Source organism: Desertibaculum subflavum (genome assembly GCA_003576705.1).
Classification (GTDB): Bacteria; Pseudomonadota; Alphaproteobacteria; order Ferrovibrionales; family Ferrovibrionaceae; genus Desertibaculum; species Desertibaculum subflavum.
This window is the reverse complement of sequence record QOZS01000102.1, coordinates 1-8,194: the sequence shown is the minus strand read 5'-3', so window position 1 is coordinate 8,194 and position 8,194 is coordinate 1. Positions and strand designations below refer to the sequence as shown.

At 71.3% G+C, this 8,194-nt stretch carries 8 protein-coding genes; all 8 read left to right on the top strand.

Translation table 11 applies throughout. The features are described from left to right. The coding region (locus DT074_RS27130; protein WP_162915272.1) for an energy transducer TonB at positions 1-382 on the top strand (382 nt) is incomplete at its 5' end. Positions 383-418: 36 nt separating this feature from the next. Further along, positions 419-1,471 carry a hemin-degrading factor gene (locus DT074_RS27125; RefSeq protein WP_119422967.1) on the top strand — a complete coding sequence of 351 codons (1,053 nt, stop codon included), beginning with the start codon at positions 419-421 and terminating at the stop codon, positions 1,469-1,471. Next, on the top strand, positions 1,468-2,367 hold the full coding sequence (locus tag DT074_RS27120) for a heme/hemin ABC transporter substrate-binding protein (RefSeq protein WP_368744944.1): 900 nt from the start codon (positions 1,468-1,470) through the stop codon (positions 2,365-2,367). The genes DT074_RS27125 and DT074_RS27120 overlap by 4 nt, the downstream gene beginning before the upstream one ends. Before the next feature lie 3 nt (positions 2,368-2,370). After that, the gene (locus DT074_RS27115; protein WP_119422966.1) at positions 2,371-3,456 is read left to right on the top strand and encodes a FecCD family ABC transporter permease; all 1,086 of its coding nucleotides are present in this window, start codon (positions 2,371-2,373) and stop codon (positions 3,454-3,456) included. After that, positions 3,453-4,241 (top strand): heme ABC transporter ATP-binding protein, encoded by a 789-nt coding sequence (locus DT074_RS27110; RefSeq protein WP_119422965.1) that lies wholly within the window; start codon positions 3,453-3,455, stop codon positions 4,239-4,241. Before DT074_RS27115 ends, DT074_RS27110 begins: the two co-directional genes overlap by 4 nt. 340 nt (positions 4,242-4,581) lie before the next feature. Then, positions 4,582-6,453, top strand: coding sequence for an excinuclease ABC subunit UvrC (uvrC, locus tag DT074_RS27105; RefSeq protein ID WP_119422968.1), 1,872 nt, complete (start codon positions 4,582-4,584; stop codon positions 6,451-6,453). A gap of 55 nt (positions 6,454-6,508) precedes the next feature. Next, entirely contained in the window at positions 6,509-7,135 is a 627-nt protein-coding gene (pgsA, locus tag DT074_RS27100; RefSeq protein WP_119422964.1) for a CDP-diacylglycerol--glycerol-3-phosphate 3-phosphatidyltransferase, read from the top strand. A gap of 4 nt (positions 7,136-7,139) precedes the next feature. Beyond that, the coding region (gene mobB / locus DT074_RS27095; RefSeq protein WP_119422963.1) for a molybdopterin-guanine dinucleotide biosynthesis protein B at positions 7,140-8,194 on the top strand (1,055 nt) is incomplete at its 3' end.

The following is an 8,194-nucleotide window of genomic DNA, read 5'->3' as shown; positions in this document are numbered from 1 at the left end:
GGCCGCCGCGCCGCCCGCCGCCGAGCCGGGCCCGCCGGCGCCGGCCACCGCGCCGCAGCCGGACAAGGCAGCCGCGGCGCCCGCCATGTCGTTCCGCGGCCTGCCGCTGGTCACCGATCCGAGCTTCCGCGAGCCGCCGGGCAAGCCGGTCTATCCGCGCCGCGCCGTCGATCTCGACCAGAAGGGCACCGTGGTCGTCCGCGCGCTGGTGGATGCGGCCGGCAACCCGGCCACGGTCGAGATCTGGAACTCGTCCGGCTTCCCGTTGCTCGACCGCGCCGCGGAACAGGCGGTGCGGAAGTGGCGTTTCCGGCCCGCCACCTTGAACACCCGCCCGACCGAGGCCTGGGTTCAGGTCGCCGTGCATTTCAACCTGCGCTGACCCTCCATCAACCCTGCAAGAAGCGGAGAACTCCCGATGCAGCAATCCGAACCGGGCACCAACCTGCGCAGCCGCTATGCGGCGCTGGCGGAGTCCAATCCCAGGATCCGCGCCTTCGACGCCGCCGCGATGCTCGAGGTTTCCGAGGGCGAGCTTGTCGCCGCCGGCTGCATCGGTCGCGCCACGCGGCTGAAGCCCGATTGGAAAGGGCTGTTCGAGCGCTTCGGCGGCCTCGGCCGGGTCATGGCGCTGACCCGCAATCAGCATGCGGTGCACGAGAAGGTCGGCCGCTATGAAGAGGTCGACGTGCGCGCGCATGGCGGCCTCGTGCTCGGCCCCGATATCGATCTGCGCCTGTTCCTGAACCGCTGGCGTTCCGGCTTCGCCGTCGAGACCGGCACGCATACCAGCCTGCAGTTCTTCGACGGCCAAGGCCGGGCAGTGCACAAGATCTACGCCCGCGAGGAGACCGACCGCGCGGCCTGGGCCGGTCTGGTCGCCGACTTCACCTCGGACGAGCCGGAGGCGCCGGTGGTGGCGGCGGGCAGCGCGCCGGCGGCGGCGCCGGAGCGGCGCAAGCCGAAAGCGGGCGCCGAGGCGCTGCGCGAGGCCTGGGCCGGTCTGAAGGACACGCACGATTTCGTCGTCATGCTGTCCAAGCTCGGTCTGGAGCGCCTGGAGGCGTTCCGTCTCGTCGGCAGCGACATGGCCGAACCGGTGGCGACCGGCGCGCTGCGGCGCACCCTCGAGGCGGCGGCGGCGAGCGGACAGTCGATCATGGTGTTCGTGCCGAACAAGGCGACGATCCAGATCCATACCGGCCCGGTCGCCAACCTCAAGGCGGTGGGCGAGTGGTTCAACGTGATGGATCCCGGCTTCAACCTGCACCTGAAGGAGACCGCGATCGACCAGGCCTGGGTGGTCAGGAAGCCGACGACCGACGGGATCGTGACCTCGCTGGAGCTGTTCGACAGCGATGGCGTGGTGATCGCCTATCTGTTCGGCGCCCGCAAGCCCGGCCAGGCGGAGGCGCAGGGCTGGCGCGACATCATCGACGGCGTGGCCGCCGGGATGCGGATCACCGCATGATGCCGCTTGTCGCGGCGGCGATCGGCCTGCTGGCCTTCGCCGCACCGGCCGCGGCCCAGGTCAGCGTCACCGATGTCGAGGGCAAGGCCGTTACGGTGCGCGATGCCTCGCGCGTCGTGTCGGTCGGCGGCGCGCTGACCGAGATCGTCTATGCGCTGGGCGCCGAGTCGAGGCTGGTCGGCGTCGACACCACCAGCCTTTATCCCGCCGCGGCGCGGGCTTTGCCGCAGATCGGCTATCAGCGCACCCTTGCCACCGAGGGCATCCTGTCGCTCGCGCCGACGCTCGTGCTCGTGACCGAGGATGCCGGGCCGCCGACGGTGCTGGCCCAGCTCGGCGCCGCCGGCGTGACCTTGCTCCGCCTGCCCGGCAAGGCATCGGCCGATCTGGTGCCCGCACGCATCCGCGGCGTCGGCCTGGCGCTCGGCAAACCGGCCGAGGCCGAAGCGCTGGCGCACCGGGTCGAGCGGCAGCTGGCGGCGCTGGCGGCCGTGCTGACCAAGAAGCCGGAACGCCCCAACGTGCTGTTCCTGTTCGCCACCTCGTCGGGCGCTCTCACCGTGGCCGGGCGCGACACGGCGGCGGATGCGATGATCCGCCTGGCCGGAGGGCGCAACGCGGTGGTCGAGTATGCCGGCTACAAGCCGATGGCGACCGAAGCGGCGATCGCGGCGGCGCCCGACGTGGTGCTGGCGACGACCGAGGGCGTGAATCAGATCGGCGGACGGGATGCTGTCCTGGCCTTGCCGGGCTTCGCCACCTCGCCGGCAGCCAGGTCGCGCCGGCTGATCGATATCGACACGCTGGCCCTGCTCGGCTTCGGCCCGCGCGTGGCCGAAGTCGCCTGGACGATCGCGCGCGGCCTGTATCCGGACCTGCCGCCGGCGCCGAACTAAGCCATGGACGCGACGCTGATTGCCACGCCGGTGCGCGGCCGATTGCGGCCCGGCGGCGTGCTGGCGGTGTTCGGGGCGCTGCTGGCCCTGGCGATGATCGCCGCCCTGACCATCGGCGCCGTGCGCATTCCGGTGCCGGTGCTGCTCGACACGCTGTGGTCGCTGGTCGACCCGACGGCGGGCGCCGATGTCGATGCCGGCCAGCGGGCGATCCTGCTGCAGGTCCGCCTGCCGCGGCTCTGCCTCGGCATCGCCGTCGGAATCGGGCTGGCGATGGGCGGGATGCTGATGCAGGCGCTGTTCCGCAATCCGCTGGCCGAGCCGACCTTGATCGGTGTGTCCAGCGGCGCCGCGCTGGCCGCTGTGGCCACCATCGTGTTCGGCGGCGCGCTGCTGGGCGGCAAGCTGCCGCCGGGCTTCGGCCCCTATCTGCTGCCGTTCGCGGCCTTTCTGGGCGGCCTCGCCGCCACCATCATCGTGTTCCGCGCCGCGCACCAGGTCGGCGGCATCGAGGTCGCGACCCTGCTGCTGATCGGCATTGCCGTGAACGCGCTCTGCGCCACCGGCATTGGCCTGCTGGTCTTCGTCAGCGACGATCAGCAGCTGCGCATGCTGACCTTCTGGAATCTCGGCAGCCTCGGCGCCGCCACCTGGCCGCTGGTCGCCGTGGTGACGCCCGCGGTGCTGCTGGTCGGTTGGCTAGCGCTGCGGCTCGCGCCGGCGCTCGACCTGATCCAGCTCGGCGAAGTCGAGGCGACGCATCTCGGCATCCGCGTCGACCGGCTGAAGCGCACCGCCGTGGTGGCGACGGCGCTGCTGGTCGGCCTGGTGACCGGCGCCGCCGGCATCGTCGGTTTCGTCGGCCTGGTCGTGCCGCATCTGGTGCGCCTCTTGATCGGACCCAGCCATCGCTGGGTGGCGCCGGGGGCGCTGCTGCTCGGTGCCGCGCTGGTGCTCGGCGCCGATGTGCTGGCCCGCGTGGTGGTGGCGCCGGCCGAGCTGCCACTCGGCCTGGTCACCAGCGCGATCGGCGCGCCGTTCTTCCTCGGCCTGCTGCTGATGCGCGCGAAGCGGGGCGGGAGCCCATGAGCCTGCGCCTCGTCGAAGCCTCCTGGCGTGCCGCCGGTCGGGCGATCGTCGACCGGATTTCGCTCGCCATCGAGCCCGGCCGCGTGCTGGCGCTGATCGGGCCGAACGGTTCCGGCAAGTCGACCGCCGTCGCCATGCTGGCCGGCGACCGGGCGCCGGCTTCCGGCGCCGCGCTGCTGGACGACGTGCCCGTCGCCCGTTGGGGCTGGCAGGCACTCGCCCGGCGCCGCACGGTGATGCGCCAGAGCGCCGGCATCGCCTTCGCCTTCACCGTGCGCGAGGTCGTCGCCATGGGGCGGACGCCGCACGAGGGGGCTGGCCGCGCCGCCAACGAGGCGGCGGTCGAGGCCGCGCTGCGCGCCGCCGACATCGTGCACATTGCCGACCGGACCTACACCACGCTGTCGGGCGGCGAGCGCCAGCGGGCGCAATTCGCCCGAGCCCTGGCGCAGATCGGCGCGGCGCCGCCGGATGGTGCCGCCCGCTACCTGTTGCTGGACGAGCCGACCGCCAGCCTCGATCTGCGCCATCAGCACGACCTGCTGCAGGGCGCCCGTCGCCTGGCCGCCGACGGGGTCGGCGTGCTCGCGGTGCTGCACGATCTCGCCCTGGCGGTCGCCTATGCGGATGACCTTGCGGTGCTGTCCGCCGGGCGCCTCGTCGCCTGCGGCCCGGCCACCGAAACCGCCGATCCGGCAATGCTGGGGCAGGTCTTCGACGTGCGCCTGCAGCATTATCGCGCCGAAGGCCCGACTGGCGGCTCTATCCTGGCAGTTGTGCCCTGATCGGGACTGCGATTCCAGGCAGTGCCGGGCGCCGAGGCTTGTTCACAGGCATGAAAATGGCGGAAATCCGCCATCGGGACGCTGGCAAAGAAAGTCGTTCATCACTCTGAAATGCTATTGACAATGAAATAAGTCATATAAATCAGTATATTGGCGTAAATGCTCAGTTTTTGGGCAGACAGGTGAGGGGCGCTGAATCCGGCCGTTCACGACCGCGTAACCGAAGGTTCCCCACAAAGTTCTCCACAGCTTTGGTGGATAGCTTTACACGGCCCGCCCGAACTGGCGGTTGACCCTTCCGGGGCGGCGGCACAAAACCAGCGTCATGAGCGAGTTGCGCATGCCCGAGCCGGCCGCATCGGCCGAACCGCCGGCATTGCAGGGCGCCGAGCTGATCCGCGCCGAGGCCGCCCGGCTGCCCAATGCGCCGGGCGTCTACCGCATGCTCGATGCGGAAGGCCAGCTGCTCTATGTCGGCAAGGCCAAGAGCCTGAAGAAGCGGGTCGCCTCCTACGCCAAGGTACTGGGCCTGCAGCCGCGCATCGCCCGCATGGTGCGCGAGACATCGGCGCTCGAGATCGCCGTGACGGCGAGCGAGGTCGAGGCGCTGCTGCTCGAGGCCAACCTGATCAAGCGGCTGAAGCCGCGCTACAACGTCAGCTTCCGCGACGACAAGTCGTTCCCCTATATCCTGATCGCGGGCGACCATGACTGGCCGCGCATCACCAAGTATCGCGGCCCGCGCGATCGCAAGGGCGAGTATTTCGGCCCCTTCGCCTCGGCCGGGGCGGTCAACCGCACCCTGGTGGCCCTGCAGCGGGCGTTCCCGCTGCGGTCCTGCTCCGACGGCGAGTTCGCCGTGCGCACCCGGCCCTGCCTGCAATACCAGATCAAGCGCTGCTCGGCGCCTTGCGTCGGCCGCGTCACGCACGAAGCCTATGGCGCGGTGGTCGACGAGGTGCGCGCTTTCCTGCATGGCGACAGCGAGCGCGTACATGGCGGGCTGACCGCCAAGATGCAGGCGGCGGCCGAGGCGCTGGATTACGAGACCGCCGCCGTCATGCGCGACCGCATCAAGGCGCTCGCCCATATTCGCGCCCGCCAGGACATCAACGTCGAGGGCATCCCCGAGGCCGATGTGATCGCGGCCTATGCGCAAGGCGGCCAGGTCTGCGTCCAGGTCTTCTTCTTCCGCGGCGGGCAGAATCTCGGCAACCGCGCCTATTTCCCGACCCAGGCGCGCGACGTGGCCTTGTCGGAGGTGCTCGGCGCCTTCATCGGCCAGTTCTACGAGGCCCGGCCGGCCCCGGCCGAGGTGCTGATCTCCGAGGAGATCGAAAGCGTTGACCTGGTCGGCGAGGCGCTGGCGGTCGGCGCCGGCCACAAGGTCCGCGTGCACGCGCCGCAGCGCGGGCCGCGCCGGGTGCTGGTCGACCATGCCCTCGCCAATGCCCGCGAGGCGCTGGAACGGCGCCTCGCCGAGAACGCCACCCAGCGCAAGGTGCTGGACGGCGTGGCGGAGGTCTTCGGCCTGGAGGCGCCGCCGGAGCGGATCGAGGTCTACGACAACAGCCACGTCCAGGGCTCAGCGCCGATCGGCGCCATGATCGTCGCCGGGCCGGAGGGCTTCGTGAAGGCCGCCTACCGCAAGTTCAACATCCGCGACACCTCGATCGCGCCCGGCGACGACTACGCCATGATGCGCGAGGTGCTGACCCGCCGTTTCGCCCGCCTGCTGAAGGAAGAGGAGGAGGGCGAGCCGGTCTGGCCCGATCTCGTGCTGATCGACGGCGGGCCCGGGCAGCTGAAAGTGGCGGAGGAGGTGATCGCCGAGCTCGCCATCGAAGGCGTCGCGCTCGCCTCGATCGCCAAGGGGCCGGACCGCAATGCCGGGCGGGAGCATTTCTACCTGCCGGGGCGCCAGCCGTTCATGCTGGAGCCGCGCCATCCGGTGCTTTATTTCATGCAGCGGCTGCGCGACGAGGCGCATCGCTTCGCCATCGGCACCCACCGGGCCCGGCGCGCCAAGTCGATCACCCGCTCGGTGCTGGACGAGATCGCCGGCATCGGCGCCAAGCGCAAACGGGCCCTGCTGCTGCATTTCGGCTCCGCTGCGGCGGTGTCGCGGGCCTCGATCGCGGACCTGAAACAGGTGGAAGGGATCGACGAAGGGGTGGCCAAGGCGATCCACGATCACTTCCGGGAGAAGTGAGGGAGCGGGGACGGCGTGCTATGATCCGGGGGCCGCGCGAGCGCAGGATTTCATCATGTTGATGTCATTGCCGAATATTCTGACGCTGTCGCGGATTCTGGCGATTCCGGCGCTGGTCGCGACCTTCTATTGGCCCGGCCATACCTCGAACTGGGTGGCGCTGGCCATCTTCGTCATCGCCGGCCTGACCGATTTCTTCGACGGCTGGCTGGCCCGCCGCTGGGGCATGCTGTCCAGCTTCGGCCGCTTCCTCGACCCGATCGCCGACAAGCTGCTGGTGGCCGCGGCGCTGATGATGCTGGTGGCGCAGGGCCGCATCGCCGGCCTCAGCCTGCTCGCCGCCATCGTCATCCTTTGCCGCGAGATCCTGGTCGCCGGCCTGCGCGAGTTCCTGGCCGAGCTCCGCGTCGCCATGCCGGTCAGCCGCCTCGCCAAATGGAAGACCACGGTGCAGATCGTGGCGCTCTGTTTCCTGCTGGTGTTCGACGCGGCGCCGCCGGCATGGCTGATTCCGGAAATCGGCCTGGTGCTGCTCTGGGCGGCCGCGCTGCTGACGCTGGTCACCGGCTACGACTATCTGCGCGCCGGCCTGCGCCACATGTCCGGCGCGCCGGAATCGGCCCGCAAGCCGCCGCCGCGCAAGCCGAACGGCGCCGCCGACCAGCCGGCCGGCAGCCGGTGACGGGATGCAGGTTCTCGGCATCGCCGGGTGGAGCGGCAGCGGCAAGACCACGCTGGTCGAGCGACTGATTCCCGCCCTGATCGCCCGCGGGCTCAGCGTCTCCACGGTAAAGCACGCGCATCACGCCTTCGATGTCGACCGGCCGGGCAAGGACAGCTGGCGCCACCGCGCCGCCGGCGCGCATGAGGTCGTGGTCGCCTCCGCCGCCCGGCTCGCCCTGATGCAGGAGCTGCGCGGCGCGACCGAGCCGGAACTGCCGGAGATCGTCGCCCGCCTGAAGCCGGTCGATCTCGTGCTGGTGGAAGGCTTCAAGCGCCAGCCGATCGCCAAGCTCGAAGTGCACCGCGCCGTCGTCGGCAAGCCGCTGCTGCATCCCGAGGATCCCTGGATCGTCGCGGTGGCGAGCGACGCGCCGCTGCCCGGCTGCACCTTGCCGCAGCTGCCGCTCGACCGGCCGGAGGCGATCGCCGATTTCATCGTCGCGCGGCTGTTCGCCGCGCCGGCGCCGCGCGCGGCAGAGCAGGCGCCCGGGGATTGCTTCGCCCATGCCGACGGCGATCTCTCGGTGGCCGAGGCGGCCGCGTTGATCGCATCGCGGGTCGAGCCGGTCTGCGCGCCCGAGCCGGCGCCGCGCCCGCTCGCGGCCGCCCTGGGCGGGGTATTGGCGGCGGACCTGATCGCGCAGCGCACCGTGCCGGCGCAGGACAATTCGGCGGTCGACGGCTACGCGCTCCGCCATGCCGAACTCGCAACCGGCGCGCCGACGCGGCTTGCCGTCGGCGGCCGCGCCGCCGCCGGCCGTCCGCTCGAAGGCAGCGCCGGACCGGGCAGCGCCGTCCGCATCTTCACTGGCGCCGCACTGCCCCCGGGCTGCGACACCGTGGTGATGCAGGAGGACGTCCACCGCGACGGCGACAGCGTCATCGTCCCCGCCGGCATCGTCCGCGACGCGCACCGGCGCCCGGCCGGCGAGGATTGCCGTGCCGGCACCGTCGCGCTCGCGGCCGGCGCCCGGCTCGGCCCGCGGCAGGTGGCGCTCGCCGCCGCCAGCGGCGCGAC